This window comes from Streptomyces sp. CC208A (assembly GCF_030010625.1).
In the GTDB taxonomy this organism is placed as follows: domain Bacteria; phylum Actinomycetota; class Actinomycetes; order Streptomycetales; family Streptomycetaceae; genus Streptomyces.
This window is the reverse complement of record NZ_JASCXN010000023.1, coordinates 82,305-108,565: the sequence shown is the minus strand read 5'-3', so window position 1 is coordinate 108,565 and position 26,261 is coordinate 82,305. Positions and strand designations below refer to the sequence as shown.

Annotated in this window: 19 protein-coding genes; 14 read left to right on the top strand and 5 right to left on the bottom strand. The window is 72.6% G+C overall.

What is annotated here, in order from left to right; translation table 11 throughout:
- Entirely contained in the window at positions 1-714 is a 714-nt protein-coding gene (locus tag QK442_RS23705; protein WP_282696057.1) for a class III extradiol dioxygenase subunit B-like domain-containing protein, read from the top strand.
- A 101-nt stretch (positions 715-815) separates the two neighbouring features.
- On the opposite strand, the gene QK442_RS23700 is transcribed toward QK442_RS23705, so the two are convergent.
- Positions 816-1,082 carry an antitoxin gene (locus tag QK442_RS23700; RefSeq protein WP_282696056.1) on the bottom strand — a complete coding sequence of 89 codons (267 nt, stop codon included), beginning with the start codon at positions 1,080-1,082 and terminating at the stop codon, positions 816-818.
- A gap of 28 nt (positions 1,083-1,110) precedes the next feature.
- Entirely contained in the window at positions 1,111-1,320 is a 210-nt protein-coding gene (locus tag QK442_RS23695; protein WP_282696055.1) for a hypothetical protein, read from the bottom strand.
- A gap of 295 nt (positions 1,321-1,615) precedes the next feature.
- On the opposite strand from QK442_RS23695, the gene miaA reads away from it, so the two are divergent.
- The 6 genes from miaA to hflX all read left to right on the top strand — a co-directional run bounded on the left by miaA (position 1,616) and on the right by hflX (position 9,719).
- Positions 1,616-2,554: a tRNA (adenosine(37)-N6)-dimethylallyltransferase MiaA gene (miaA, locus tag QK442_RS23690; protein WP_282696054.1), complete on the top strand. Its 939-nt coding sequence runs from the start codon at positions 1,616-1,618 to the stop codon at positions 2,552-2,554.
- Between the two features lie 107 nt (positions 2,555-2,661).
- On the top strand, positions 2,662-3,114 hold the full coding sequence (locus QK442_RS23685; protein ID WP_282696077.1) for a hypothetical protein: 453 nt from the start codon (positions 2,662-2,664) through the stop codon (positions 3,112-3,114).
- Between the two features lie 74 nt (positions 3,115-3,188).
- Positions 3,189-4,064, top strand: a complete 876-nt coding sequence (dapF, locus tag QK442_RS23680; protein WP_282696053.1) for a diaminopimelate epimerase — start codon at positions 3,189-3,191, stop codon at positions 4,062-4,064.
- A 194-nt stretch (positions 4,065-4,258) separates the two neighbouring features.
- Positions 4,259-6,427: an HD domain-containing protein gene (locus tag QK442_RS23675; RefSeq protein ID WP_282696052.1), complete on the top strand. Its 2,169-nt coding sequence runs from the start codon at positions 4,259-4,261 to the stop codon at positions 6,425-6,427.
- Positions 6,428-6,540: 113 nt separating this feature from the next.
- On the top strand, positions 6,541-8,076 hold the full coding sequence (locus QK442_RS23670) for a M1 family metallopeptidase (RefSeq protein ID WP_282696051.1): 1,536 nt from the start codon (positions 6,541-6,543) through the stop codon (positions 8,074-8,076).
- A gap of 149 nt (positions 8,077-8,225) precedes the next feature.
- Positions 8,226-9,719 carry a GTPase HflX gene (gene hflX / locus QK442_RS23665; protein WP_282696050.1) on the top strand — a complete coding sequence of 498 codons (1,494 nt, stop codon included), beginning with the start codon at positions 8,226-8,228 and terminating at the stop codon, positions 9,717-9,719.
- Between the two features lie 126 nt (positions 9,720-9,845).
- Here the strand turns inward: hflX and QK442_RS23660 are convergent, their stop codons facing one another.
- On the bottom strand, positions 9,846-11,021 hold the full coding sequence (locus QK442_RS23660) for a trypsin-like peptidase domain-containing protein (RefSeq protein ID WP_282696049.1): 1,176 nt from the start codon (positions 11,019-11,021) through the stop codon (positions 9,846-9,848).
- 151 nt (positions 11,022-11,172) lie between these two features.
- Entirely contained in the window at positions 11,173-12,363 is a 1,191-nt protein-coding gene (locus QK442_RS23655; protein ID WP_282696048.1) for a hypothetical protein, read from the bottom strand.
- 673 nt (positions 12,364-13,036) lie between these two features.
- Between QK442_RS23655 and QK442_RS23650 the strand changes: the two genes are divergently transcribed.
- The 5 genes from QK442_RS23650 to QK442_RS23630 all read left to right on the top strand — a co-directional run bounded on the left by QK442_RS23650 (position 13,037) and on the right by QK442_RS23630 (position 21,214).
- Entirely contained in the window at positions 13,037-14,434 is a 1,398-nt protein-coding gene (locus QK442_RS23650; protein WP_282696047.1) for a diaminobutyrate--2-oxoglutarate transaminase family protein, read from the top strand.
- 39 nt (positions 14,435-14,473) lie between these two features.
- On the top strand, positions 14,474-16,351 hold the full coding sequence (locus QK442_RS23645; RefSeq protein WP_282696046.1) for an IucA/IucC family protein: 1,878 nt from the start codon (positions 14,474-14,476) through the stop codon (positions 16,349-16,351).
- A 101-nt stretch (positions 16,352-16,452) separates the two neighbouring features.
- Entirely contained in the window at positions 16,453-17,295 is an 843-nt protein-coding gene (locus QK442_RS23640; protein ID WP_282696045.1) for a GNAT family N-acetyltransferase, read from the top strand.
- A 62-nt stretch (positions 17,296-17,357) separates the two neighbouring features.
- Entirely contained in the window at positions 17,358-19,190 is a 1,833-nt protein-coding gene (locus QK442_RS23635) for an IucA/IucC family siderophore biosynthesis protein (RefSeq protein ID WP_282696044.1), read from the top strand.
- Positions 19,191-19,240: 50 nt separating this feature from the next.
- Positions 19,241-21,214, top strand: coding sequence for an ATP-dependent DNA helicase (locus QK442_RS23630; RefSeq protein ID WP_282696043.1), 1,974 nt, complete (start codon positions 19,241-19,243; stop codon positions 21,212-21,214).
- A gap of 177 nt (positions 21,215-21,391) precedes the next feature.
- Here the strand turns inward: QK442_RS23630 and lexA are convergent, their stop codons facing one another.
- On the bottom strand, positions 21,392-22,180 hold the full coding sequence (gene lexA / locus QK442_RS23625) for a transcriptional repressor LexA (RefSeq protein WP_282696042.1): 789 nt from the start codon (positions 22,178-22,180) through the stop codon (positions 21,392-21,394).
- A gap of 448 nt (positions 22,181-22,628) precedes the next feature.
- Between lexA and nrdR the strand changes: the two genes are divergently transcribed.
- Positions 22,629-23,141 carry a transcriptional regulator NrdR gene (nrdR, locus tag QK442_RS23620; protein WP_282696041.1) on the top strand — a complete coding sequence of 171 codons (513 nt, stop codon included), beginning with the start codon at positions 22,629-22,631 and terminating at the stop codon, positions 23,139-23,141.
- Positions 23,142-23,318: 177 nt separating this feature from the next.
- Positions 23,319-26,225 carry a vitamin B12-dependent ribonucleotide reductase gene (locus QK442_RS23615; RefSeq protein WP_282696040.1) on the top strand — a complete coding sequence of 969 codons (2,907 nt, stop codon included), beginning with the start codon at positions 23,319-23,321 and terminating at the stop codon, positions 26,223-26,225.
- The last annotated feature ends 36 nt before the right edge of the window (positions 26,226-26,261 follow it).

Below are 26,261 nucleotides of genomic sequence, written 5' to 3'. Positions count from 1 at the left end.
ATGCTTGTCGCCGCAGCCGTGTGCCCCTGCCCGCCGCTCCTCGTGCCCGAGGTCGCCGGCGGCGCCGCCCCCGAGCTGGAGGACGCGCGGGCGCACTGCGCGGACGCCCTCGGGGTGCTCGCCGCCGCCCGGCCCGACCGGCTGTACGTCGTCGGGCCGGCGCCCGAGGGCGCCCGGGGCGCCTTCCCGGCCGGTTCCACCGGCTCCTTCGCCGGCTTCGGCGTCGACCTCGCCGTGAGCCTCGGCCAGGGCCCCGGAGGCCGTACGCTGCCCGCCTCCCTCGCCGTGGGCGCCTGGCTGCTCTCCCGTACCGACCGGCCCGGCGCCCCCGGCGCGTCCGTGGCGGGGTTCGGGGTCGATGAGCGGGCCACCGCGGAGGAGTGCGCGGAGGCCGGACGGCGGCTGGCCGCCTCGGCCGAGCGGGTCGCCCTGCTCGTCATGGGCGACGGCAGCGCCTGCCGGACCGTGAAGGCCCCCGGCTACCTCGACGAGCGGGCCGCCGGCTTCGACGCCGAGGCCGCGCGGGCCCTGGGCTCCGCCGACGTGCCCGGCCTCCTCGCGCTCGACGCCGGCCTCGCGTACGAGCTGAAGGCGGCCGGACGCGCCCCCTGGCAGGTCCTCGCGGGCGCCGCCGAGGGAACGGGCCTGGGCGGCCGCCTCCTCCACGAGGAGGCGCCGTACGGCGTCGAGTACCTGGTCGCCGTCTGGTCCTAGAGGTCCCGGGTCCCCGGAGGCGTCCTCGGAGGCGGGGAAACGGAACGGGCGGTGGCCGCGGAGGGGATCCTCCGTGACCACCGCCCGTTCCGTGCGCGAGCTCAGGCGGCCGGAGGCGGAGTCGGGCCGGTGTCGCCGTCGCCCTTGCGCTCGCCGCGCTCCTTGTGCCCGATCCGGTCGAGGGCCTCCTTGGCCTTGCCGGTACCGGACTGGATCTTGTCGCTGTACTTGCCCTTGGTCTTCTCGTCGACCATCTTCGCGGCCTTGTCCAGGCCGTGGTCGATCTTCTCCCCGTGCTGCTGCGCGAGGTCCGCGACCTTCTCCTTGGCGGGGCCCAGCTTGGCCTTGAGCGAATCCATGAGACCCATGGGGCACCTCTCCGTGTCCGTGTCCTGCCTACCGATGGGCGGCTTCGCCGGTTCCGCTGTCGGTGTCCGGGAGCAGGGAGGTGTCCGCCGCGGTGTCGACCGACTGCTGCCGAGGGATCTCCACGACCTCGGCGACGGCTTCCGGAGCGGCTTCCTCCGGAGTGGCTTCCTCCGGGACGGACTCCTCCACGGCGGACTCCTCCGGGACGGTCACTCCCGCGACGGGGATCCGGGTCACCGTCCCTTCCGTCTCCGTGGCCTCCGCCGCTTCGGCCCCTGTCGTTCCGGTTCCGGTCTCTGCCGTCCCGGGCTCGGGTGGCGAGACCTCGGCCACGTCGTCCGCCGCACCCTTCCTCTTCCGGTTCTTCCGGCGAAACATTGCGAAAACGCCCATGTCCACTCCCTAGCCTACTCGTCGGGGGGTGCCGTACGCGGGAACGGCGGCCCGGACCACGCAACGGGCAACGAACCCCCCACCCCCCTGTCACGTCGCTCGTTCGGGGACGCCTCCCGGGGTTTGCGAGACTGGGACGGTGAGAAGCGCAGCTCCCGCACCGCGGGTCATCGCCGTCGTCGGTCCCACGGCGGCCGGAAAGTCCGATCTGGGTGTGTTCCTGGCCCAGCAGCTCGACGGCGAGGTCGTCAACGCCGACTCGATGCAGCTCTACCGCGGGATGGACATCGGCACCGCCAAACTGACGCCGGAGGAGCGCGGCGGCGTCCCGCACCGCCTCCTCGACATCTGGGACGTCACCGAGGCCGCCAGCGTCGCCGAGTACCAGCGCCTCGCCCGCGCCGAGATCGACCGGCTGCTCGCCGAAGGCCGTACCCCCGTCCTCGTCGGCGGCTCCGGCCTGTACGTCCGCGGGGCCGTGGACGCCCTGGAGTTCCCGGGCACCGACCCCGGGATCCGGGCCCGCCTGGAGGCCGAGCTCGACGAGCGCGGCTCCGGCGTCCTGCACGCCCGGCTCGCCGCCGCCGACCCCGAGGCGGCCCGCGCCATCCTCCCCAGCAACGGACGCCGGATCGTCCGCGCTCTGGAGGTCATCGAGATCACGGGGAGGCCCTTCACCGCCAACCTCCCCGGCCACGAGTCCGTCTACGACACCGTCCAGATCGGCGTCGACGTCGCCCGACCGGAGCTCGACGAGCGGATCGCCACCCGCGTGGACCGCATGTGGGAGGCGGGGCTCGTCGACGAGGTCCGCGCCCTGGAGGCGCTCGGACTGCGCGAGGGGCGCACGGCCTCGCGCGCGCTCGGCTACCAGCAGGTGCTCGCGGCGCTCGCGGGGGAGTGCACCGAGGACGAGGCGCGCGCCGAGACCGTGCGCGCCACCAAGCGCTTCGCCCGCCGCCAGGACTCCTGGTTCCGCCGCGACCCGCGGGTCCACTGGCTCAGCGGAGCCGCCGATCACCGAGGGGAACTCCCGGGGGAGGCGCTGTCGTTGATCGAACGAGCGGTTACAGCCTGATCACGTGATGGCATCGGGACGCTCCGCCCGTCATTTCGGCGGTCGGGAGCGTGCCATCATCGAGCATCGATCGACCAAGTGGAGTCCGAGTGGGAGGGCGCGTGGCGATGGAGGCCGGCCCTCGCGACAGAGAACAGCACGAGGCGGTCCCCGGGGGTGCCCCGGGGCTGACCCCCGACGGACCCGACGACGCAGAGGGTTCCGCCGTCGAGGTCGACGCGGGCGAGGTCGAGGTCGAGCTGCGACCGCGGCGCCTGCTGAGGATCTGGCAGCTCGCCCCCATCGTGGGGCTCGCCGCCGTCGGCTCGCTGATGTTCGCCTTCCCGCTGGCCTTCGGCTCCGGTGACGGCGGCGCGGTCGTCGCCATGCTCGGACTGCTGATCAGCTTCTGCGCCGCCGGCTGGGGCATGATGGCCGCCCGCAAGGTCGGGTCCACCTGGCCGGGGCTGCCGAAGCGCGGCTCGGGCGAGCGGCCGGACTGGCGGGTCCTCGCCCTGTACGTGACGACCACCGCCGCCCTCGTCGCCCTCGCGGTCTGGCGCGTCGCCCGCCTCCGCTGAGCCCCTCCGGCCTTCGGGGCCCGTCCTGTGGACAACCGGAACGGCTGTCCGAGCGGCACCGTACAGTTGATCTCGTGACCAGCACGCAGACCACCCCGCTCCGCTACCTCAAGGGCCACGGCACCGAGAACGACTTCGTGATCGTCCCCGACGCGGAGAACGAGATCGACCTGCCCCCCGCCCTCGTCGCCCGGCTCTGCGACCGTCGCGCCGGCCTCGGCGGCGACGGCGTGCTGCACGTCGTGCGCAGCGCCGCCCACCCCGACGCCCGGGCCATGGCCGACGAGGCCGAGTGGTTCATGGACTACCGCAACGCCGACGGCTCGGTCGCCGAGATGTGCGGCAACGGGGTCCGGGTCTTCGCCCGCTACCTGGAACACGCGGGCCACGTCACCGCCGGCGAGGTCGCCGTCGCCACCCGCGGCGGCGTCAAGCGCGTCCACCTCGACAAGGACGGCTCCGTCACCGTCTCCATGGGCCGCGCCGTCCTCCCCGCCGAGGGCGTCACCGTCGCCGTCGACGGCCGCAGCTGGCCCGCGCGCAACGTGAACATGGGCAATCCGCACGCGGTCGCCTTCGTCGAGGACCTCGCCCACGCCGGGAACCTCTACGACGAGCCGCCGTACGAGCCCGCCTCCGTCTACCCGGACGGGGTCAACATCGAGTTCGTGGCCGACCGGGGGCCCCGCCACGTCGCCATGCGCGTCCACGAGCGCGGCGCCGCCGAGACCCGCTCCTGCGGCACCGGCGCCTGCGCCGTGGCCGTCGCCGCCGCCCGCCGAGACGGAGCCGACCCGGCCGAGACCGGCGCCCCCGTCACGTACACCGTGGACGTCCTCGGCGGGACCCTCGTCATCACCGAGCACCCCGACGGCGAGGTCGAGATGACCGGACCGGCCGTCATCGTCGCCGAGGGCACCCTGGAGCCCTCCTGGCTCGCCCAGGACTGAACCGGCTGTCGGGGCACCCGGCCGGGCGGCGTAATCGAAACAGTCAACGACTGCGCCATCGCTCGAATGGGTGATCCGATTCGGGCTGGGCGAGAGCGTGACCGCACCGCGTGGTGGGGTCGGTAGCATCAAGCACCGGCCCTCCGGGCTCCCCCCGCCCGTCCACCGCCGGTCGACGTCGCCGGAGGTGCCCCATGAGCGCAGAGGCCACGAACCCCGTGAGCGCGGCCGAGGCCGCAGCCACCGACACGGGCGTCCGCAGGCGCGGACGCGCCCGGCTCGACCTGCGGAGGCTCGGCCGGGCCGCCCTGCTCGGCGCCACCGCGGGCCCCGCCCCGCGCGACCGGCTGCCCGACGCCATCAGCCACGTTGCCGAGGCGCACCGGGCCCACCATCCCGAGGCCGACCTGTCGGTGCTGCGCCGGGCGTACGTGCTCGCCGAGTCCTCGCACCGGGGCCAGTTCCGCAAGAGCGGCGAGCCGTACATCACCCACCCGCTCGCCGTCACCCTCATCCTCGCCGAACTCGGCGCCGAGACCACCACCCTGACCGCCTCCCTCCTCCACGACACCGTCGAGGACACCGAGGTGACGCTCGATCAGGTCCGCCGGGAGTTCGGCGACGAGGTCGCCTACCTCGTCGACGGCGTCACCAAGGTGGAGAAGATCGACTACGGCGCCGCCGCCGAACCCGAGACCTTCCGCAAGATGCTCGTCGCCACCGGCAACGACGTCCGGGTCATGTCGATCAAACTCGCCGACCGGCTCCACAACATGCGCACCCTCGGTGTGATGCGGCCCGAGAAACAGGCCCGCATCGCCAAGGTCACCCGGGACGTCCTCATCCCCCTCGCCGAACGGCTCGGCGTCCAGGCCCTCAAGACCGAACTGGAGGACCTGGTCTTCGCGATCCTCCACCCCGAGGAGTACGAGGCCACCCGCGCGCTCATCGCCGACGCCACCGGCTCCGGCTCCCCGGACGCGCTCGCCGCCGTCGCCGAACAGGTCGGCGCCGTCCTGCGCGAGGCGGACATCGCCGCCGAAGTCCTCGTCCGCCCCCGCCACTTCGTCTCCGTCCACCGCGTCCGCCTCAAGCGCGGCGAGCTGCGCGGCTGCGACTTCGGACGGCTCCTCGTCCTCGTCGCGGAGGACGCCGACTGCTACGCGGTCCTCGGCGAGCTGCACACCTGCTTCACCCCGCTGATCTCGGAGTTCAAGGACTTCATCGCCGCCCCCAAGTTCAACCTGTACCAGTCGCTGCACACCGCGATCGCCGCTCCCGACGGGGCCGTCGCCGAGGTCCTCATCCGCACCCACCGCATGCACAAGGTCGCCGAGGCCGGCGTCGTCGCCCTCGGCAGCCCTTACGCCACCACCCCGGACACCACATCGGACACCACCTCGGACACCACCGACCTGCCCGAGGGGGCCGAGGCCGCCGAGGACGGCGAGCGCGCCGACCCCACCCGGCCCGGCTGGCTCGCCCGCCTCCTCGACTGGCAGGAGTCCGCCCCCGACCCCGACACCTTCTGGAGCTCGCTCCGCGCCGATCTCGCCGAGGACCACGAGATCACCGTCTTCCGCGCCGACGGCGGCACCCTGGGGCTCCCCGCCGGGGCCACCTGTGTCGACGCCGCCTACGCGCAGCACGGCGAGGCCGCCCACGGCTGCCTCGGCGCCCGCGTCAACGGCCGGCTCACCCCCCTGAGCACCGTCCTCGCCGACGGCGACACCGTGCAGCTGCTCCTCGCCCAGGACACCGGCTCAGGACCCTCCCCGGACTGGCTGGACCACGCCAGGACCCCCGCCGCCAGGATCGCCATCACCGGCTGGCTACAGGCCCACCCGGAGACCGTCGCCCAGCCCGCCGCGGCCCCCCGCCCGCCGCTCAGCGTCGCCGCCGACCGCAGCTCCGGCGCGGAGCTCCACGCCGACCTCGACGGCGGACCGCCGGCCGCCGTCCGCCCGGCCGGCTGCTGCACCCCCGTGCCCCCCGACGAGATCACCGGCTTCCTGGTGCGGGGCGGCGCCGTCACGGTCCACCGCACCGGCTGTCCGTCCGTCGACGCCATGCACCGGCTCGGCCGGACCGCCGTCCCCGTCCGCTGGGGCGACGCCGTCCACTGCCGGGTCACCCTCGTTGCCGAATCGTTCGGCCGCCCCGGTCTGCTCGCCGATCTCACCGAGGCCATCGCCACCGCCGGCGCCGAGGTCGTCTCCGCCACCGTCGAGCCGCCGAACGAGCAACGCGTCCGCCACACGTACACCCTCCAGCTCGTCGACGCCGCCGAACTCCCCCACCTCATGCGGGCCATGCGCGAGGTCCCCGGCGTCTACGACGTCGGCCGCACCCACCGCCGCTGAGGCCGGACAACCTCGAACCCGCCCGTCAGGAGCCCACTCGGAGTGACCTCCTTCGGGTGGCGGCCGCGCGCGTCGGACGGGGGAGCGGGGCGGGACCCTGGTAGCCCTGGCCCATGGCGCACACTTCCCCGCCCGCCCCACCGGCCTCTGCCCCCCCTGTCGCCGTCCCGCCGCCCGGCGGCAGCCGCGTACGGCCGGGTCGGCGGCCCTGGCTCCGGTCCGCCGGCCTCGTCGCCGCCGCGGCCGGCCTGGTCGCCGCCGCGCTGCCCGCCCCGGAGCCGCTCGGCATCGGCGACCCGCTCTTCCCGCACCTCGGCAACCCCGGCTACGACGTCCTCGCCTACGACATCGGCCTCACCTACTCCGGCGTGAACACCGAGCCGCTCACCGCCGTCACCCGCGTCGACGCCCTCGCCACCGCCGACCTCGACCGGCTCCACCTCGACTTCACCCACGGCACGGTCTCCGCCGTCACCGTCGACGGCGTGCCCGCCGCCTACGAGACCAGCGGCGAGGACCTGGTCATCACCCCCGTCGCCCCGATCGACGCGGGCGAACCCGTCACCGTCACCGTCCGCCACACCAGTGATCCGCGCGGTCCCGCCGACAGCGGCGGCTGGGTCCGCACCTCCGACGGCCTCGCCATGGCCAACCAGGCCGACGCCGCCCACCGGGTCTTCCCCTCCAACGACCACCCCTCCGACAAGGCCGCCTTCACCTTCCGGATCACCGCCCCGAGCGACCTGACCGTCGTCGCGGGCGGCCTGCCCGCCGGCCGCACCGACCACGGCGCCACCACCACCTGGACGTACCGCAGCCACCACCCCATGGCCACCGAGCTCGCCCAGGTCTCCATCGGCCGCTCCACCGTCCTGCACCGCACCGGCCCGCACGGCCTGCCGGTGCGGGACGTGGTCCGCACCCAGGACCGGGAGACGATGGAGCCCTGGCTGCGCAGGACCCCCGGCCACCTGGAGTGGATGGAGGGCAAGGTCGGCCCGTACCCCTTCGAGACGTACGGCGTGCTGGTCGCCGACGCCACCACCGGCTTCGAGCTGGAGACCCAGACCCTCTCCCTCTTCGAACGGCGGCTCTTCACCGACCCCCGCTTCCCCGAGTGGTACGTCGACGCGGTCATGGTCCACGAGCTGGCCCACCAGTGGTTCGGCGACAGCGTCTCCCCGCGCACCTGGTCCGACCTGTGGCTCAACGAGGGGCACGCCAGCTGGTACGAGGCGCTGTACGCCGACGAGACGGCCGGCAAGTCCCTGGAGCGGCGCATGGAGGCCGCGTACGCCGCCTCCGACGGCTGGCGCGCGGACGGCGGCCCGCCGGCGGCGCCCCGCCCGCCCGCGCCCGGTCGGAAGATCAGCCTCTTCCGTCCCGTCGTGTACGACGGCAGCGCGCTCGTCCTCTACGCCCTCCGGCAGGAGATCGGCACCGACGCCTTCGACCGGCTGCAGCGGCGGTGGGTCGTCGACCACCGGGACGGCACCGCCACGACCGCCGACTTCACGGCGCTGGCGGAACAGGTCTCCGGGCGGGAGCTCGACACCTTCTTCGCGGACTGGCTGTACGGGGAGAAGACCCCGCCGATGCCCGGGCACCCGGACTGGCGCAGCCTCCCGGCCCCGGAGACGGACCGCTGAGTGCGCCGAGGAAACCCGCGTGACGGGCGCCGACCGCCCGTGTCACCATTTTCGGGTCGGCGACGCGGCCGGCCGGATCCCGCGAGGGAATGTTCCGGAGCCGCCGCACGTTGTACCGACACCATCGTTCCCATCGACGTAAGGATCCAATGACCTCCTCTTCTTCCCCTTCCCAGGACGAGCAGAGCTTCGCGCAGACGCGCCGCACCGAGAGCCTTCGGGCCGATGCCCTGATGGAAGAGGACGTCGCCTGGAGCCACGAGATCGACGGAGACCGGGACGGCGATCAGTTCGACCGCTCCGAGCGCGCGGCCCTGCGCCGCGTCGTAGGCCTCTCCACCGAGCTCGAGGACGTCACCGAGGTCGAGTACCGGCAGCTGCGCCTGGAGCGCGTCGTGCTCGTCGGCGTCTGGACCTCGGGGACCGTGCAGGACGCCGAGAACTCCCTCGCGGAGCTCGCGGCCCTCGCCGAGACGGCGGGCGCCCTCGTCCTCGACGGCGTGATCCAGCGCCGCGACAAGCCCGACCCGGCCACCTTCATCGGTTCCGGCAAGGCCCAGGAGCTGCGGGACATCGTCGTCGAGACCGGTGCCGACACCGTCGTCTGCGACGGCGAGCTCAGCCCCGGCCAGCTCATCGCCCTCGAAGACGTCGTCAAGGTCAAGGTGGTCGACCGGACCGCCCTGATCCTCGACATCTTCGCCCAGCACGCCAAGTCCCGAGAGGGCAAGGCGCAGGTCGCCCTCGCGCAGATGCAGTACATGCTGCCGCGACTGCGCGGCTGGGGTCAGTCGCTCTCCCGGCAGATGGGTGGCGGCGGCGGTGGCGGCATGGCCACCCGCGGTCCCGGTGAGACCAAGATCGAGACCGACCGGCGCCGCATCCGCGAGAAGATGGCGAAGATGCGCCGGGAGATCGCGGAGATGAAGACCGGCCGTGACATCAAGCGGCAGGAGCGGCGCCGCAACAAGGTGCCGTCGGTCGCCATCGCCGGCTACACCAACGCCGGCAAGTCCTCCCTGCTCAACCGCCTCACGGGCGCCGGCGTCCTGGTGGAGAACGCGCTGTTCGCCACCCTGGACCCGACCGTCCGCCGGGCCGAGACGCCGTCCGGCCGGGTCTACACCCTGGCCGACACCGTCGGCTTCGTCCGGCACCTGCCACACCACCTGGTCGAGGCGTTCCGCTCCACCATGGAGGAGGTCGCCGACGCCGACCTCATCCTGCACGTGGTGGACGGCTCGCACCCCGCCCCGGAGGAGCAGCTGGCCGCCGTCCGCGAGGTCTTCCGCGACGTCGGCGCGGTGGACGTGCCGGAGATCGTGATCGTCAACAAGGCCGACGCGGCCGACCCGCTGGTCCTCCAGCGGCTGCTCCGCGTCGAGAAGCACTCCATGGCCGTCTCCGCCCGCTCGGGCGAGGGCATCGAGGAGCTGCTCGCCCTGATCGACCGCGAGCTCCCGCGCCCCGAGGTGGAGGTCGAGGTCCTCCTGCCCTACACGGCGGGCGGTCTCGTCTCCCGGGTGCACACCGAGGGCGAGATGCTCTCCGAGGAGCACACCCCGGAGGGCACCCTGCTCAAGGCCCGGGTGCACGAGGAGCTGGCGGCGGCGCTCGCGTCGTACGTCCCCGCCGCGCACTGAGCCCGGACACAGCACGAAGGCGCCGGCCCCCCTCCCCGCGGGGAGGGGGGCCGGCGCCTTCTCCCGTCCTCTCAGGCGGCCGGGCGGAGCTCCGGCCGGAGGGAGACGGCTCTCAGAAGGACGGGGTCAGCGGGCGAACTTCTTGCTGACCATGTCGTACGCGTTCTTCGCGCCCCGGCCGAGCTGCGGACCGGCCAGCCAGCCGTTGCCGCGGGCCGGGCCGATCGAGGTGTTCGACACCAGCGCCGTCGTGCCGTTCGGCAGCTTCCGGAACCAGCCGCCACCGGAGGAACCGGCGGTCATCGTGCAGCCGATCCGGAACATCACGGGCGTCGCCGGGGCCGTGGTGACCCGCGAGGGCCGGCTCAGGCACTTGTGCATGATCACGCCGTTGTACGGGGCGGCCTGCGGGTAGCCCCAGGCCCCCACCGTCCCGGCCCGGGCCGGCGCAGGGGCGGAGAAGTCCACCGGCAGCGCCGCGCCGACGGTCTCCTCCAGGGACTTGCGGCCGCGCTCCGGCTTCACGTGCAGGATCGCGTAGTCGTACGGCCACGCCTGCTGCGTCCCGCCGCGCTGGATCCACTCGCCCGAGGTGACCGCCCAGTCCGCCCAGTACTGGCCGTAGGGGTAGACCTCGTGCGGGCGGGCGTTGCGCAGGGCGGCGGGGGACTTGCCCAGGTCGTTGAAGGCAGGGACGAAGGTGATGTTGCGGTACCAGCCACCGCGCTGACCGGCGTGGACGCAGTGGCCGGCCGTCCAGACCAGGTTGGACTTACCGGGACGGCGGGGGTCCTTCACGATCGTGCCCGAGCAGACCATCGACCCCTTGGGGGAGTCGAAGAAGATCTTGCCGACGGGGGCCGCGTTGCGGTGGTACGGCGTCTTCTCGCGCTGCGCCGTCACCGGCCGCGGCACCGGGTCCGAGCCCGAGACGCCGGCCTGGACGTCGATCGTCGGGTCCGGGCTCTGCGCCGACTGCATGCGCGCCGGGTCCCAGAGGTTCTCGATGACCGGGTTGACGAAGTCCTCGGCCTCACGGAGCCAGGTGCTGGTGTCCCAGTTCTTCCATTCGCCGTTCTTCCACTTGTCGATGTCGACGCCGTGCTTCTTGAGCTTGTCGGCGAGGTCTCCGGCGAGGTCCGCCGCGCCATCGCCGCCGTCGCCCTCGGTGGCGGGCGCGGAGCTGCTCGCCCCGGCCGGCTTGTCCGCGGCCGGCGTCTCGGTGGGGCCGCAGGCCGTGGCGGTCAGCGCGAGCGCCGTCGCCACGCCGAGGGCGGCGGGTATGAGCCGTACAGAACGCATGTGGTGAGTTCCCCCGTGAAGGTGTCTCTTGCGTGCGGGTGTTCCTCGCTCACGGTCACTCATTGTCATGAGCGCGCCATTCGCTGGTGCACAGTATGCCGGGCCGCCGGGGCCGGAGGCGCTCCCCCCCCGGCCCCGCGTTTGAACGGGCCTACTGCCCCGCGTACTTCTTGCTGACCTCGTCGAAGACGGCCTTGGCCTCCGGGCCGAAGCGCGGACCGGCCAGCCAGCCCGCCGTCGACGGGCCGATCGAGGTGTTCGACACCAGCGCCGGCTGCCCGTCCTTGCCCTGGGCGACCCAGCCGCCACCGGACGAACCGGCCGTCATCGTGCAGCCGATCCGGTACATCGTCGGCTGGTCCGCCTTCAGCGACAGCCGGCCCGGCTTGTCGGCGCACCGGAACATCTTCTGGCCGTCGAACGGCGGCGCCGCCGGGTAACCGGTCGCCGTCATGCTCGCGATCTTCGGCACCGCCGGGGCGTTGAACTCGACCGGCAGGGCCGTACCGACCGTCTCCTCCAGCGACTTGCCGGTGGAACCCTTCTCCGGCGTCACCTGGATGACGGCGAAGTCGTACGGGGCGCCCGCGCCACCGGTGGAGGCGCCCTGCGCGATCCACTGGTCGGAGGTCTTCACCCAGTCCGCCCACCACACGCCGTACGGGGCGATCTGCTCGCGCGTCGCCTTCTCCAGGGCGGAGGTCTCCATCGCGGCGTCGTTGTACGACGGGACGAAGGCGATGTTGCGGTACCAGCCGCCCTCCTTGCCCTTGTGGACGCAGTGGCCGGCGGTCCACACCAGATTGGACTTGCCCGGGTGGGCCGGGTCCTTCACCACGGTGGCCGAGCAGACCATCGAACCGTCGGGCCCGTCGAAGAACACCTTGCCGGACGCCGGGGAGTTGGCGTGGTACTTCGCCGGCACCGCCGCCGCCTTCACCGGATCCGGCGTCGGGTCGGTGACACCCTCGTCACCCGAGATGTCCTCCTCCTCGACCGGCCGCTCCGGACGCTCGGCGTCCCGCATCCGGTCCGGGTCCCAGAGGTCCTCGATGATCGGGTTGATGAAGTCCTTCGCCTCGCGAAGCCACTTGTCCTTGTCCCAGTTCTTCCACTCGCCGTCGCGCCACTTGTCGACGTCGATCCCGTGGTCCTTCAGCCGCTGCTTCAGGTCCTCCGGAACCTTGATCTTGTCGAGCGGGTTCTCGCCCGGGTTCTCGCTCACCGGCGCACTGGGCTGCTTGTCTCCCGCGTTCTCCTCGCTCGGCCCGCAGGCCGTCGCGGTGAGCGTCAGCGCCGCGACGGCGGACGCCGCCATCAGCAGCGGACGAATCGATCGCATCTCGTGATCCCCCTGGGACTACGTCAACTGGTGCATATCTGGTGCATGTCTGAGCATCGGTCGCACCCGCGTCCGAACGGACACGGGAACGACGGCCCCCACTATGCCGGTGCCGGAGGGGACGGTACGCGCCCCGCCTCCGGTTCCGGAGCCGGTCCGGCCGTTGCCATGCCGTGATCCGGGACACGCCAAGGATCTTGCCCTCGGCCCGTGTTCCCCGGCAGTTCCCGTCGTTGGTACGGACGGGGGACACAACGGTGGCGCCCGGAGCGGCCCTTGGGGATGCTCCGGCGGTCCGCCGATGTGCAACGCAACTGTTATCGCGGGAGGACACCGAGCCGTGGCCGTGACCGAATCAGCTCCAGCCACCGCCCCCACCATCCCCACCCCGGCGCCGGACCCGGACCCGGACGCCGGTACCGCCCCGGGGCAGGCGGCGGGCCCGGCCATCGCAGCCGCCTCGGATCCGGTAGAGGGACCGGATATGGACGCTCTCCCGGATGCGGATGCGGATGCGGATGCGGATGCTTTGCTGGACGCGGATGCCGTCCCGGACACGGCCGGGCGTACGGGAGCAGGCGCCGTCCCGGAACCGGTGGCGGGCGCGGGCGCGGCGGCAGGGAGCTCGGGGGCGAAGGGGCGTGCCCCGGGCCGGGCCGCGGCGGGCGGCCCCATGGCGTCGACCCGGCGCGGTTACGGGACGGCGGCGGGAAGCGGCTACGAGGCCATCCTGCGCCGGCAGGCCCAGCGCGAGTCCGCCGCCCGCACCTACGCCCGCTCGCTGCCGATCGTGCCGGTCCGCGCCCGCGGCCTGACCATCGAGGGCGCCGACGGACGCCGCTACCTCGACTGCCTCTCCGGCGCCGGCACCCTCGCCCTCGGTCACAACCACCCCGTCGTCCTCGAAGCCATCCACAAGGTCCTCGACTCCGGCGCGCCCCTCCACGTCCTCGACCTCGCCACCCCCGTCAAGGACGCCTTCACCTCCGAGCTCTTCGCCACCCTCCCTCTGGAACTCGCCGCCGACGCCCGCGTCCAGTTCTGCGGGCCCGCCGGAACCGACGCCGTCGAGGCCGCCCTGAAACTGGTCCGCACCGCCACCGGCCGACGCGGCGTCCTCGCCTTCACGGGCGCCTACCACGGCATGACCGCCGGAGCCCTCGCCGTGTCCGGCGGCGCCGACGACGTCCGCGTCACCCGGCTCCCGTACCCCCAGTCGTACCGCTGCCCCTTCGGCGTCGGCGGCGAGTACGGTGCCGAACTCTCAGCCCGCTGGACCGAGAGCCTCCTCGACGACCCCAAGAGCGGCGTCGCCACCCCCGCCGGGATGATCGTGGAAGCCGTCCAGGGCGAGGGCGGCGTCCTGCCCGCCCCCGACACCTGGATGCGCCGCATGCGGAGCATCACCGCCCGCCACTCCGTCCCCCTCGTCGTGGACGAGGTCCAGACCGGCGTCGGCCGCACCGGCGCCTTCTGGGCCGTCGAGCACAGCGGCGTCGTGCCCGACGTGATGGTCCTCTCCAAGGCCATCGGCGGCTCTCTCCCGCTCGCCGTCATCGTGTACCGCTCCGGGCTCGACGCCTGGGAACCCGGCGCCCACGCCGGCACCTTCCGCGGCAACCAGCTCGCCATGGCCGCCGGCACCGCCACCCTCGCGTACGTCCGCGAGAACCGGCTCGCCGAACGGGCCGCCGCTCTCGGCGCCCGGATGCTCGGCCGCCTCCAGGGCCTCCGGGCCGCCCACCCCTGCGTCGGCGACGTCCGAGGCCGCGGCCTCATGATCGGCGTCGAACTCGTCGACCCCGAGGCCACCGGCCCCGAACACCCCGTCCCGCCCGCCGCCCCGGCCCTCGCCCGCGCCGTCCGGCAGGAATGCCTCGCCCGCGGACTCATCGTGGAACTCGGCGGCCGCCACTCCGCCGTCGTACGGCTCCTTCCCCCGCTCACCCTCACCGACGAGCAGGCCACCGCCGTCCTCGACCGCTTCGCCGACGCCCTCGCCGCCGCCGAACGGGCCCACGTCCCCCGGCCGCCCGCCCCCCACCGGCCCGCTCCCGGACCGTCCCACTGACCCGGACCGCCCCCCGGCCCCCTCACCAAGGAAACCCGCGTGAACGCCACCCCCACCTCCCAGCTGCCCGAGACCGAGACCCACCCCGCTGCCGAGGAGCCCACGGTCCCGCGCCAGCACACCGGCCCCGCCCCCCTCCGGACCCCCCGCCCCGGAGCCGGCCCGGACGCGGCCCCCCACCGGTCCGGCACCTCCGCCGCCGACCCCCTCGACGACCCCGACCCCCAGCGGGCCGCCGACGCCGCCACCATCGAGAACCTCCTGCGCTGCTGGGTCCGGGAGAAGAACCTCCCCGCCTCCGACACCACCACCCTCCGCGTCCCCCTCGACGCCAGCGGCACCGCCCTCCTCGTCCCCGTCCGCTACTGGTCGCCCACCGGCTGGCACCGCTTCGGCCCCCCCGCTCTGGAAGGCCTTCCCTCCAGCGCCCCGGCCGTCGACGCCGTCACCCTCGCCGCCCTCCTCAGCCGCGAGACCGGCCGCCCCGAAGCCACCGAACTCGTCGGCCGCGTCGCCGACTCCGTCCGCCGCACCGCCGACTTCCTCGCCGAACGCCGCCGCGACCCCCGGCCCCACCCCGACGCCGACCTCTTCCTCGCCGCCGAACAGTCCCTCCTCCTCGGCCACCCGCTCCACCCCACCCCCAAGAGCCGCGAAGGACTCTCCGACGCCGAGTCCCGCCTCTACTCGCCCGAACTCCACGGCTCCTTCCCCCTCCACTGGTTCGCCGTCGACCACTCCCTCCTCGTCTCCGACTCCGCCTGGACCGAGCAGGGCCGCCCCGTCGCCGCCGAACAGCTCGCCACCGGCCTCGCCGAAGGGCTCGCCCACCCCACCGGCACCGCCCCCCTGCCCCTGCACCCCTGGCAGGCCCGCGAACTCCTCCACCGCCCCGACATCCGCGCCCTCCTCGACCAGGGCCTCCTCCACGACCTGGGCCCCCACGGGAGCCACTGGCACCCCACCTCCTCCGTCCGCACCGTCCACCGCCCCGGCGCCCGCGCCATGCTGAAGCTCTCCCTCGGCCTGCGGATCACCAACTCCCGCCGGGAGAACCTCCGCAAGGAGCTCCACCGCGGCGTCGAGGTCCACCGGCTCCTGCGCACCGGTCTCGTCGACGAGTGGCAGGCCGCCCACCCCGGCTTCGACATCGTCCGGGACCCCGCCTGGCTCGCCGTCGACACCCCCGACGGCACCCCCGTGCCGGGACTCGACCTGATGATCCGGCACAACCCCTTCGGCCCCGGCGACGACGCCGTCTGCCTCGCGGCCCTCACCGCCCCCCGCCCCTGGCCGGGGACCACCGGCATGAGCTCCCGGCTCACCGACCTCGTCACCCGGCTCGCCGCCCGCACCGGCCGCCCCGTCGCCGCCGTCTCCGCCGAGTGGTTCCTGCGCTACCTCGACCAGGTCGTCCGCCCCGTCCTCTGGCTCGACGGCCACGCCGGCATCGCCCTGGAAGCCCACCAGCAGAACACCCTGGTCCTCCTCGACGCCGACGGCTGGCCCACCGGCGGCCGCTACCGCGACAACCAGGGCTACTACTTCCGCGAGTCCCACCGCGCCGAGCTGGAGAGCCGACTCCCCGGCATCGGAGCCCACAGCGACACCTTCGTCTCCGACCAGGTCACCGACGAGCGCTTCGCCTACTACCTCGGCATCAACAACGTCCTCGGTCTGATCGGCGCGTTCGGCGCCCAGCACCTCGCCGACGAGCGGATCCTGCTCGCCGCCTTCCGCTCCTTCCTCACCTCCGCCACCGGCCTCGGCTCACCCCTCCCGCACCGCCTCCTCGAAGCCGCCACCCTCCGCAGCAAGGCCAACCTCCTCACCCGCCTCCACGGCCTCGACGAACTGGTCGGCCCCGTCGACACCCAGTCCGTCTACGTCACCATCACCAACCCCCTCCGCGCCTGACCGCCGGACGCCGGCCACCCGCCGCCGCCCTCGGCCCCGCACCCGCCGACGCGTCCCGCGCCCACCCCCGCCGGGACGCCCACGACCACGGAAGACCACCCATGTCCATACACCCGGACCACGGACACAATCCCGGAACGGACCCCGACACACCCCTCGGCACCCGCACCGGCATCGGCACCACGCCCGCCTCGGCAGACGATTCGGCGGGCGCCCCGACGAGTGACCCGGTAGGTGCCCCGACGAGTGACCCGACGGGCGACGACACCCTCGACCTGCGTGTCGACGACCTCGTCGCCCTCCTCGCCGCCGGACAGCCGTCACCCCCCGTCGCCGAGGGCCATGACCTCCCCACGGACGGACGCCTCGACGGCGATCTGCTCGACTCCGTCGCCTCCTGGGCACCGGCGGACACCCGCTTCGGCAGCTTCCGGCTCGTCCCCGTCCGCCTGGAACGCGACCTGTCCCTGCTCACCCGGTGGATGAACGACCCCGCCGTGGCCGCCTTCTGGGAACTCGCCGGCCCCGACACCGTCACCGCGGACCACGTCCGCGCCCAACTCGAAGGCGACGGCCGCAGCGTCCCCTGCCTCGGCCTGCTCGACTCCACCCCGATGAGCTACTTCGAGATCTACCGCGCCGACCTCGACCCGCTCGCCCGCGCCTACCCGGCACACCCGCACGACACGGGCGTCCATCTCCTCCTCGGAGGCGTCGCCGACCGCGGCCGGGGGGTCGGCACCGCACTCCTGCGCGCCGTCGCCGATCTCGTCCTCGACCACCGTCCCCGCTGCACACGAGTCGTCGCCGAACCCGACATCCGCAACACCCCCTCCGTCTCGGCCTTCCTCAGCGCCGGCTTCCGCTACGCGGCGGAAGTCGACCTTCCCGACAAAAGAGCCGCGCTCATGATCCGTGACCGGGCTCTCCGTCACGTTCTGTGAACGCCCTCTGTCCTTGACAACTCCGCTCGACCCACAGCGGTTCCCACTTCGAGGAGTCCTTTGTGACGACGTCCCCAGCACCCCGTGACTCCGCACGCCCCGCGGCGACCGCCGCCCCCGAACTGCTCGCGCCCCCCGAGCTCAACCCCACCGCCTGGGCCCGCGCCTCGGCCCGCACCCTCGCCAAGGCCCTCGGCGAGTTCGCCTACGAGGAGATCCTCGACCCCGTCCCCGTCCCGGAGGACGGCGAAGGCGACGACGCCTCCCGCCAATACGCCCTCACCCTCGACGACGGCACCACCCTCGCCTTCACCGCCCGCCGCGGCGCCTACGGCAGCTGGCGCGTCGCCCCCGACACGATCACCCACGGCGGCCGGCCGCTGACCGACCCCCTCGACTTCCTCGTCCGCGCCCGCCGCCTCCTCGACCTCGACGGTGCCACCCTCGGCCACCTCATCCGCGAACTCTCCACCACCCTCGCCGCCGAGGCCCGCCTCGACCACACCGCCCTCACCGCCGACCGCCTCGCCGACCTCTCCTACGCCGAACTCGAAGGCCACCAGACCGGGCACCCCTGGCTCGTCCTCAACAAGGGCCGCATCGGCTTCTCCGCCTCCGATACCGCCCGCTGGGCCCCCGAGGCCCGTCGCGCCATCCGGCTCCCGTGGATCGCGGTCAGCAACCGCATCGCCGCCTACCGCGGTGTCGCCGGTCTCGACACCCCCGACCGCCTCTACGCCCGCGAGCTCGACCCGGCCGTCCGGGACGCCTTCCGCACCCACCTCACCGCCCGCGGACTCGACCCCGACGGCTATCTGCTGCTGCCCGTCCACCCCTGGCAGTGGGACGAGGTCCTGCTCCCGCTCTACGCCCCCGCCATCGCCGCCGGAGCCGTCGTCCCCCTCCCCGCCGACGGCGACCTCCGCCTGCCGCAGCAGTCCATCCGTACCTTCCTCAACACCAGCCGGCCCGACCGGCACACCGTCAAACTGCCGCTCTCCGTGCTCAACACCCTCGTCTGGCGCGGCCTCCCCACCGAGCGCACCCTCGCCGCCCCCGCCGTCACCGCCTGGGTCCACGGCCTGCGCGACGCCGACCCCTTCCTCCGCGACGAATGCGGCGTGATCCTCCTCGGCGAAGTCGCCTCCGTCACCGTCGAACACCCCCTCTACGACCGGCTGCCCGAAGTCCCGTACCAGTACAAGGAACTGCTCGGCGCGATCTGGCGCGAACCGCTCCGGCTGCCGCCCGGCGAGCGGGCCCGTACCCTCGCCTCCCTGCTCCACACCGACCCCGGGGGCCGCGCCTTCGTCGCCGAACTCGTCGAACGCTCCGGCCTGGCCCCCACCGTCTGGCTCCGGCGCCTCTTCGCCGCGCTGCTGCCTCCGCTGCTCCACTTCCTCTACCGCTACGGCACCGTCTTCTCCCCGCACGGCGAGAACGCGATCGTCGTCTACGACGACCAGGACGTCCCCGTCCGGCTTGCGATCAAGGACTTCGTCGACGACGTCAACATCAGCGCCCACCCGCTCCCCGAGCACGACACGATGCCCGACGACGTCCGCGCCGTCCTCCTCACCGAGGAACCCGGTTTCCTCGTCCAGTTCATCCATTCGGGGCTCTTCGTCGGTGTCTTCCGCTACCTCGCCCCGCTCTGCGAGGAACAACTCCAGGTACCCGAAGCGGACTTCTGGGCCCTCGTCCGCGCCGTGATCCTCCGCCACCAGGAGCGCTTCCCCGAGCTGAAGGACCGGTTCGACCTCTTCGACCTGCTCACTCCCCGGATCGAACGGCTCTGCCTCAACCGCAACCGTCTGCACATGGACGGCTACCGGGACCGCTCCGACCGCCCGCACGCGGCCGTCCACGGCACCGTCCCCAACCCCCTCGCGTGACCCCGAGGGGTGCCCCGGCTGTCGGTGCTGCCCCGTAGGGTGGGAACGCTATGACGAAGCCATCCCTCCCCGACCTCCTCCACGCCGCCGTCGCCGCCGTCGGCGGCACGGAGCGCCCCGGCCAGGTCACCATGGCCGAGGCCGTGGCCGAGGCCATCGACGACAACTCCCACCTGCTCGTCCAGGCGGGCACCGGCACCGGAAAGTCGCTCGGCTACCTGGTGCCGGCGCTCGCCCACGGGGAGAGGGTGGTGGTGGCCACGGCCACCCTGGCGCTCCAGCGCCAGCTCGTCGAGCGCGACCTGCCGCGGACGGTCGACGCGCTCCACCCCCAGCTGCGCCGCCGCCCCCAGTTCGCCATGCTCAAGGGCCGGTCGAACTACCTGTGCCTGCACCGTCTCCACGAGGGCGTCCCGCAGGACGAGGAGGAGGGCCTCTTCGACCCCTTCGAAGCGGCCGCGCCCACCAGCAAGCTCGGCCAGGACCTGCTCCGGCTGCGCGACTGGGCGGACGAGACGGAGACCGGCGACCGGGACGACCTGACGCCCGGCGTCTCCGACCGGGCCTGGGGCCAGGTCTCGGTCTCCTCCCGGGAGTGCCTCGGCGCGAGCAAGTGCGCGTACGGGGCGGAGTGCTTCGCCGAGGCCGCCCGCGAGCGCGCCAAGCTCGCCGACGTCGTCGTCACCAACCACGCCCTCCTCGCCATCGACGCGATCGAGGGCGCCCCCGTGCTGCCGCAGCACGAGGTCCTGATCGTCGACGAGGCCCACGAGCTGGTCTCCCGGGTCACCGGTGTCGCGACCGGCGAGCTCACCCCGGGCCAGGTGAACCGGGCGGTGCGCCGGGCCGCCAAGCTGGTGGACGAGAAGGTCGCCGACCAGCTCCAGACCGCCGCGGAAGGCTTCGAGCGGGTCATGGAGCTGGCCCTCCCGGGCCGCCTGGAGGAGCTCCCGGAGGACCTGGCGTACGCACTGATGGCGCTGCGCGACGCGGCCCGCGCCGTGATCACCGCGCTCGGGAACACTCGGGACCGCTCGGTGCAGGACGAGGACGCGGTCCGCAAGCAGGCGATGGCCTCGGTCGAGACCGTGCACGGCGTCGCGGAGCGGATCACCCAGGGCTCCGAGTACGACGTCGTCTGGTACGAGCGGCACGACCGCTTCGGAGCCTCGCTGCGGGTCGCGCCGCTCTCGGTCTCCGGGCTGCTGCGGGAGAAGCTCTTCACCGAGCGCTCCGTCGTCCTCGCCTCGGCCACGCTCAAGCTCGGCGGCGACTTCAACGGGGTGGGCGCCTCGCTGGGCCTCGCCCCCGAGGGCATGGAGGGCGACGACCTGCCCGTGTGGAAGGGCATCGACGTCGGCTCCCCGTTCGACTACCCGAAGCAGGGCATCCTGTACGTCGCCAAGCACCTGGCCAAGCCGGCCAGGGACGGCGAGCGGGGCGACATGCTGGACGAGCTGACCGAGCTGATCCAGGCGGCCGGCGGCCGGACCCTCGGGCTCTTCTCCTCGATGCGGGCGGCACAGCTGGCGGCGGAGGAGCTGCGGAGCCGTATCCCCGAGTTCCCGATCCTGCTCCAGGGCGAGGACACCCTGGGCGAGCTGATCAAGAACTTCTCGGCGGATCCGCGGACCTGTCTGTTCGGCACCCTGTCGCTCTGGCAGGGCGTGGACGTCCCGGGCGCCAGCTGCCAGCTGGTCGTCATGGACAAGATTCCCTTCCCGCGCCCCGACGACCCGCTGATGAGCGCGCGTCAGAAGGCGGTCGAGGAGGCCGGGGGGAACGGCTTCATGGCGGTGGCGGCGACCCACGCGGCGCTGCTGATGGCCCAGGGCGCCGGCCGGCTGGTCCGGGCGACGGGCGACCGGGGCGTGGTGGCCGTCCTGGACCAGCGGCTCGCCACGGCGCGGTACGGCAGCTATCTGAAGGCCTCGATGCCCGATTTCTGGTACACGACCGATCGCAACCAGGTGCGGAAGTCGCTCGCGGCGATCGACGCGGCCGCGAAGGCGGACGGCGCCTGAGCCCGACGGTCCGACGGCGGACGCACGTCGGCCCCGGCGGTCTGCCGGGGCCGACGAGAGCCAGGAGAACGGAGACGTACGAGCCGGGGGAGCGGGGCGTACGAGCCGGGGACGTACAGCGGGCCCCGGGACCGGCGCAGTGGGTCCCGGGGCCCGGTCGGAGCCGGCGAGGTGGGGTCACACCCGCCGCAGCACGGCGACCACCTTGCCGAGGATCGTGGCCTCGTCGCCAGGGATGGGCTGGTACGCGGCGTTGTGCGGCAGCAGCCAGACGTGGCCGTCCTCGCGCTTGAAGCGCTTCACCGTGGCCTCGCCGTCGAGCATGGCGGCGACGATGTCGCCGTTCTCCGCGACGGGCTGGCGGCGGACCGTGACCCAGTCGCCGTCACAGATGGCGGCCTCGACCATGGAGTCGCCGACGACCTTGAGGACGAAGAGCTCGCCGTCGCCGACCAGTTGCCGGGGGAGGGGGAAGACGTCCTCGACGGATTCCTCGGCCAGGATGGGGCCGCCGGCCGCGATCCGGCCGACCAGGGGCACGTACGACGCGGCGGGCTTGCCGGTGGTGTCGGTCGGCTGGGTGCTGGGCTGGTCGGAACCGCGGACCTCGTAGGCCCGGGGGCGGTGCGGGTCGCGCCGGAGGAAGCCCTTGCGCTCCAGGGCCATCAGCTGGTGCGCCACCGACGACGTGCTGGAGAGGCCCACCGCCTGGCCGATCTCGCGCATCGACGGCGGGTAGCCGCGCCGCTGGACGGAGTCGCGGATGACTTCGATGACCCGGCGCTGGCGGTCGGTGAGGCCGGAGCTGTCGGCCCTGATGCCTGGAGGCCTTCCGGGGAGGGCGCGGGCGGGTCGCCCGGGCTCCTCGCCGTGCATGGCGGTGTCGTTCATGGCGTGCACCGGCTCGAGTCGGCCCTGGGAGCGGTCCTGGGCGGTGATGGTGGCGCTGTCTGCGGTGGTGGTCACGTCGTCGGCCCCTCTCGAATGGTCTCCCTGGCTGGCACAACGGTAGTGGCTTTCGAAAGGTTGCGCCAAACACACGTTCGAGTGAAAATCCGCAGATTGCCTTACCTGTATGTGTGTGGAGGTGTATAGGGGGTGGTCCCGGCGGGTCGATGCCCCTGGGATAGCCTTCGCTGCTGGGTCTCCCGGCCTCGACGTCTCCAGGTCTCGGTGCGCCCTCCCAGTCTCGCACTCGCGGAGCACGGACGCGCCCTCGGCGCCTCCGCGACACGCGGGGGTGTCGCAACCCCCTCAACCCTAGATCTAGTGGTTGGATGTCACCGGCCGCCCAGGGATAGTGGTCCCCGGTCTGCCGGGGCGCGTTCGATCGCCTATGCTGGTGGTCGCTTCGAGGGCCTTGACGGGCCCGGCGAGGCTGTTCAGTCGTGCCGTGAGGAGAGGGTCGTAACCGATGCACTGCCCCTTCTGCAGGCACCCCGACAGCCGGGTCGTCGACAGTCGCACCACCGACGACGGCACGTCGATCCGACGTCGCCGCCAGTGCACCGACTGCGCCCGCCGTTTCACCACGGTCGAGACCTGTTCGCTCATGGTGGTCAAGCGCTCCGGTGTCACCGAGCCCTTCAGTCGCACCAAGGTCATCTCCGGCGTCCGCAAGGCGTGCCAGGGGCGGCCGGTCACCGAGGACGCCCTGGCCAAGCTCGGCCAGCGGGTCGAGGAGGCGGTGCGCGCCACCGGCAGTGCCGAGCTGACCACGCACGACGTCGGCCTGGCCATCCTCGGACCGCTGCAGGAGCTCGACCTCGTCGCGTACCTGCGCTTCGCGTCCGTGTACAAGGCTTTCGAGGGGCTCGAGGACTTCGAGGCCGCCATCGCGGAACTCCGCGTGCGGCCTCCCGCTGAGAACGAGAACGGCGGGACCGGCACCCCCGAGGTGCCCGTTCCCGCCGGCGCCGCCGACTGACGGCGGTCCGGGCCCCTGGAGGCCCGGCGGGCCGGCCGCCGCGCGGCCGTGGACAGACCTGCCCCGGGTGACCTGTGCGGTACCCGCGGGCCAAGCAGTACAGAACGCAGTACAGAAGACGGTGCTCTGGGATTATCTGGGCGCCAAAGGGTGTTTTGCCCGTATATGGGAGGCGGCATGACAGAGACGGCGAGCGGCCCGGCACGTGGTTCCCGCACCAAGGGAGCCAAGGCGGCGAGCAAGGGCCTGCGGATCGAGCGCATCCACACCACCCCCGGCGTGCATCCGTACGACGAGGTGAACTGGGAGCGCCGTGACGTCGTCATGACCAACTGGCGCGACGGCTCGATCAACTTCGAGCAGCGTGGCGTCGAGTTCCCCGACTTCTGGTCGGTGAACGCGGTCAACATCGTCACCAGCAAGTACTTCCGCGGGGCCGTCGGCACCCCGCAGCGCGAGACCGGTCTCAAGCAGCTCATCGACCGCATCGTGAAGACCTACACGAAGGCCGGCGAGGACTACGGCTACTTCGCCTCGCCCGCCGACGCGGAGATCTTCGAGCACGAGCTCGCCTACGCCCTCCTCCACCAGATCTTCAGCTTCAACTCGCCGGTCTGGTTCAACGTCGGCACGCCGCAGCCCCAGCAGGTCTCCGCCTGCTTCATCCTGTCCGTCGACGACTCCATGGAGTCGATCCTCGACTGGTACAAGGAAGAGGGCATGATCTTCAAGGGCGGCTCCGGCGCCGGCCTGAACCTCTCCCGCATCCGCTCCTCCAAGGAGCTGCTCTCCTCCGGCGGCAACGCCTCGGGCCCGGTCTCCTTCATGCGCGGCGCCGACGCCTCCGCGGGAACGATCAAGTCCGGTGGTGCCACCCGCCGCGCCGCCAAGATGGTCATCCTCGACGTCGACCACCCGGACATCGAGGACTTCATCGAGACCAAGGTCAAGGAGGAGGAGAAGATCCGCGCCCTCCGTGACGCGGGCTTCGACATGGACCTGGGCGGCGACGACATCACGTCCGTCCAGTACCAGAACGCCAACAACTCCGTCCGTGTGAACGACGAGTTCATGAAGGCCGTCGAGTCCGGTGGCACGTTCGGCCTGCGCGCCCGCATGACCGGCGAGGTCATCGAGGAGGTCGACGCCAAGGCGCTCTTCCGCAAGATGGCCGAGGCCGCGTGGGCCTGCGCCGACCCCGGCATCCAGTACGACGACACGATCAACCACTGGCACACCTGCCCCGAGTCCGGCCGCATCAACGGCTCGAACCCGTGCAGCGAGTACATGCACCTGGACAACACGTCCTGCAACCTTGCCTCGCTGAACCTCATGAAGTTCCTCAAGGACGACGGCAAGGGTCACCAGTCCTTCGACGTCGAGCGCTTCGCCAAGGTCGTCGAGCTGGTCATCACCGCGATGGACATCTCCATCTGCTTCGCCGACTTCCCCACCCAGAAGATCGGCGAGAACACCCGCGCCTTCCGCCAGCTCGGCATCGGCTACGCCAACCTCGGCGCCCTGCTGATGGCGACCGGCCACGCGTACGACTCCGACGGCGGCCGCGCGCTCGCGGGTGCCATCACCTCCCTGATGACCGGCACCTCGTACAAGCGCTCCGCCGAACTGGCCGCGGTCGTCGGCGCCTACGACGGCTACGCCCGCAACGCCGAGCCGCACCAGCGCGTCATGCGGCAGCACGCCGACGCCAACGACAAGGCCGTCCGCATGGACGACCTGGACACCCCGATCTGGGCCGCCGCCACGGAGGCCTGGCAGGACGTCATCCGTCTCGGCGCCAAGAACGGCTTCCGCAACTCCCAGGCGTCCGTCATCGCCCCCACCGGCACCATCGGTCTCGCGATGTCCTGCGACACCACCGGCCTGGAGCCCGACCTCGCCCTGGTCAAGTTCAAGAAGCTGGTCGGCGGCGGCTCGATGCAGATCGTCAACGGCACCGTCCCGCAGGCCCTGCGCCGCCTGGGCTACCAGGAGGAGCAGATCGAGGCGATCGTCGCCCACATCGCCGAGCACGGCAATGTGATCGACGCCCCCGGTCTGAAGACCGAGCACTACGAGGTCTTCGACTGCGCCATGGGCGAGCGCTCCATCTCCGCGATGGGCCACGTCCGCATGATGGCCGCCATCCAGCCCTGGATCTCGGGCGCCCTCTCCAAGACCGTGAACCTGCCGGAGACGGCCACGGTCGAGGACGTCGAGGAGGTCTACTTCGAGGCCTGGAAGATGGGCGTCAAGGCGCTCGCCATCTACCGCGACAACTGCAAGGTCGGCCAGCCGCTCTCCGCCAAGAAGAAGGACACCGAGGACGCGGCGAAGGCCGAGGTCACCGCGAAGACCGAGGCGACGATCCGCGAGGCCGTCGAGAAGGTCGTCGAGTACCGCCCCGTCCGCAAGCGCCTCCCCAAGGGCCGCCCCGGGATCACCACCTCCTTCACCGTCGGTGGCGCCGAGGGCTACATGACCGCCAACTCCTACCCGGACGACGGTCTCGGTGAGGTCTTCCTGAAGATGTCGAAGCAGGGCTCGACCCTCGCGGGCATGATGGACGCCTTCTCCATCGCCGTCTCCGTCGGTCTGCAGTACGGCGTCCCGCTGGAGACGTACGTCTCGAAGTTCACCAACATGCGCTTCGAGCCGGCCGGCATGACGGACGACCCGGACGTGCGGATGGCGCAGTCGATCGTCGACTACATCTTCCGCCGCCTGGCGCTGGACTTCCTGCCCTTCGAGACCCGCTCCGCCCTCGGCATCCACTCCGCCGAGGAGCGTCAGCGCCACCTGGAGACCGGCTCCTACGAGCCGGCTGAGGACGAGGTCGACGTCGAGGGCCTGGCCCAGTCCGCCCCGGTCGCCACGGAGCTGAAGGCCGTCGCCGCCCCGGCCCCCGTGGTCAAGGCCGAGGTCCCGGCCCCGAAGCAGGCGCACACCTCGGCGGAGCTCGTCGAGATGCAGCTCGGCATCAGCGCCGACGCCCCGCTCTGCTTCTCCTGCGGTACGAAGATGCAGCGCGCCGGCTCCTGCTACATCTGCGAGGGCTGCGGCTCGACCAGCGGCTGCAGCTGAGTCGAGACGATGACCCGCCGGGAGTGATCTTGGCGG

What these genes read in the sequence shown, in the direction of transcription:
- QK442_RS23705 (WP_282696057.1), top strand. Translation starts at nt 1, where the DNA reads ATGCTTGTCGCCGCAGCCGTGTGCCCCTGCCCGCCGCTCCTCGTGCCC.
- QK442_RS23700 (WP_282696056.1), bottom strand. Translation starts at nt 1,082, where the DNA reads ATGGGTCTCATGGATTCGCTCAAGGCCAAGCTGGGCCCCGCCAAGGAG.
- QK442_RS23685 (WP_282696077.1), top strand. Translation starts at nt 2,662, where the DNA reads ATGGAGGCCGGCCCTCGCGACAGAGAACAGCACGAGGCGGTCCCCGGG.
- QK442_RS23675 (WP_282696052.1), top strand. Translation starts at nt 4,259, where the DNA reads ATGAGCGCAGAGGCCACGAACCCCGTGAGCGCGGCCGAGGCCGCAGCC.
- QK442_RS23670 (WP_282696051.1), top strand. Translation starts at nt 6,541, where the DNA reads ATGGCGCACACTTCCCCGCCCGCCCCACCGGCCTCTGCCCCCCCTGTC.
- hflX (WP_282696050.1), top strand. Translation starts at nt 8,226, where the DNA reads ATGACCTCCTCTTCTTCCCCTTCCCAGGACGAGCAGAGCTTCGCGCAG.
- QK442_RS23660 (WP_282696049.1), bottom strand. Translation starts at nt 11,021, where the DNA reads ATGCGTTCTGTACGGCTCATACCCGCCGCCCTCGGCGTGGCGACGGCG.
- QK442_RS23655 (WP_282696048.1), bottom strand. Translation starts at nt 12,363, where the DNA reads ATGCGATCGATTCGTCCGCTGCTGATGGCGGCGTCCGCCGTCGCGGCG.
- QK442_RS23650 (WP_282696047.1), top strand. Translation starts at nt 13,037, where the DNA reads ATGGCGTCGACCCGGCGCGGTTACGGGACGGCGGCGGGAAGCGGCTAC.
- QK442_RS23640 (WP_282696045.1), top strand. Translation starts at nt 16,453, where the DNA reads ATGTCCATACACCCGGACCACGGACACAATCCCGGAACGGACCCCGAC.
- QK442_RS23630 (WP_282696043.1), top strand. Translation starts at nt 19,241, where the DNA reads ATGACGAAGCCATCCCTCCCCGACCTCCTCCACGCCGCCGTCGCCGCC.
- nrdR (WP_282696041.1), top strand. Translation starts at nt 22,629, where the DNA reads ATGCACTGCCCCTTCTGCAGGCACCCCGACAGCCGGGTCGTCGACAGT.
- QK442_RS23615 (WP_282696040.1), top strand. Translation starts at nt 23,319, where the DNA reads ATGACAGAGACGGCGAGCGGCCCGGCACGTGGTTCCCGCACCAAGGGA.